The sequence below is a fragment of the Roseateles sp. 22389 genome, from assembly GCF_052044995.1.
GTDB lineage: Bacteria > Pseudomonadota > Gammaproteobacteria > Burkholderiales > Burkholderiaceae_C > Roseateles.
The window spans coordinates 1-1,667 of sequence record NZ_JBQEOF010000043.1; the positions used below are offsets into that span (position 1 = coordinate 1).

The following is a 1,667-nucleotide window of genomic DNA, read 5'->3' on the forward strand; positions in this document are numbered from 1 at the left end:
CTGAGCATCGACAAGCTCTCGGGCGGACAAGCTGTGCAGCGCACCGAGTTCGTGTACGGGCCGGATCACGAGCGGGTGCGGCAGGTCGTGAGGACGATGAGCGGCGGACAGCCGCAAGGCACCGTCAACACGGTCATCTACGCGGGGGCGGTGGAGAAGGAGATCGACGCCGAGAAGGGCGTGACGATCATCCGCACGAGCCTGGGGGCCGATGGCTTCGTGGAGGAGCGGATCGCAGGCATGGCGATCAGTGCCGACACGGCGGGAACGAGGAACGCGAGGTTCTTTCTCAAGGACCACCTGGGTTCGACCATCGCGATCATCGATGAGGGCGGGCAGTTGCTCCAGCGCATGAGCTATGACGCGTGGGGACGCAGGCGCAACATCGACGGGAGCGACGACAGCTGGGGCAACCTGGGGACGATCAAGAACGACCAGGACAACTCGGGCTACACGGGGCATGAGCAGATGGACCAGCTCGGGCTGGTGCATATGAATGCGCGGCTGTATGACCCGATCACCGGGCGCCACGTCAGCGCCGATCCAGAAGAACATCGAACTGCCCGAAGGGGCCTTTCGAAACGCTTGTCCCACGCTGTGCTCGTCGTGCACCCGCTGGCCGCCCGTGTCGTGTTGGTAGGTCGTCGTCAGGCCGTTCGTGAAGAGCCTTCTTGACCCTCGAAGACGCTAATACCAGACCGAGCGGCTTGGCCGGTTCGGTCTCCAATAGCGGCAGCGCCGCGGAGTGAACGATGTACTGATCCTGGCTCCGCTGGATCCAGCCGTCGGTTTCGAGCGTATCGAGCAGTTCGACTTGGCCGAAGTTATCGGCGTGAAGGACTTCATTACGAGGGCCCTAGACGGGCAAAATGGTGGAGCCTGGAAGATGGCTGATTCAGTAAAGAATCTGAGCAGCAAGGAAACAAGGGCTGGAATCTTTGACGTAAACTTGAACCGCGTAGGAGATTGACATGGAAACGAAACCCACTGTGCAACCCGGTTGGGTGATTCGAGGCAAGACCATTCGACAATTGATCCATGAATTACAGTCTTTCGACAATCAAGATCTAATTGTGGAAATTTCACTCGATGGCGGTGAGACTCACAAACCGATCAGTCTGGTGAAGAAGTCGGGTCAAGCCTGTCTTTTGGTGAATAGCGAAGTCTGAAAGCCTCAAAGGGAGAAGCAGCGTTATTGAGGTTGACAGGCCTAGGAGTGGCCGCCCTCCGTCACCCACTGCGTACGGACATGTCAGCGCCGCCCCTACCATCCCGGATCCCAAGGACCAGCAGGCGTTCAACAGGTTCAGCTATGTGCTGAACAACGCGCTGGCTTATACGGACCCGACGGGGCTAGGGCCAGAGGCGGTCTTCACGACGCTCAGCAATCCGTTCTGGGCGTTCGCATCTCAAGCGAACGAGGCTGCTACCAAGAAGGACGAACGGAAGTGTCCTGCCATGTGGGTTTGCATATGGCCTGGAGATCTGGAGCAAGACGAAAAAGGTGACATACGGCTACCCAACAAGCCAAAGCAGGCTGTCAAGTCTGCCGAGGATATATTGCGTGAGGCGCAAGACGTCTGGCAGGGCCGAGGTTGCAAGTCGCCAACAATAGAGTGTTCAGAACGGAACGAAGTTCTGTGGCAAATTTACTCGAAGTACCTTGA

The 1,667-nt window shown here is 58.1% G+C and carries 4 protein-coding genes; all 4 read left to right on the forward strand.

The window, feature by feature from the left end:
- Positions 1-675 (forward strand): RHS repeat domain-containing protein (locus ACTJKJ_RS27260; protein ID WP_440823311.1); only part of this gene is annotated, 675 nt, incomplete at its 5' end.
- A 70-nt stretch (positions 676-745) separates the two neighbouring features.
- Positions 746-970, forward strand: a complete 225-nt coding sequence (locus tag ACTJKJ_RS27265) for a toxin C-terminal domain-containing protein (protein WP_440823313.1) — start codon at positions 746-748, stop codon at positions 968-970.
- 1 nt (position 971) lies between these two features.
- Positions 972-1,169, forward strand: a complete 198-nt coding sequence (locus ACTJKJ_RS27270; protein WP_440823315.1) for a hypothetical protein — start codon at positions 972-974, stop codon at positions 1,167-1,169.
- A 145-nt stretch (positions 1,170-1,314) separates the two neighbouring features.
- On the forward strand, positions 1,315-1,667 hold a 353-nt coding region (locus ACTJKJ_RS27275; RefSeq protein ID WP_440823317.1), incomplete at its 3' end, for a hypothetical protein.

Excerpts from the sequence above, each read along its gene's own strand:
- ACTJKJ_RS27270 (WP_440823315.1), top strand. The coding sequence starts at position 972 with ATGGAAACGAAACCCACTGTGCAACCCGGTTGGGTGATTCGAGGCAAG.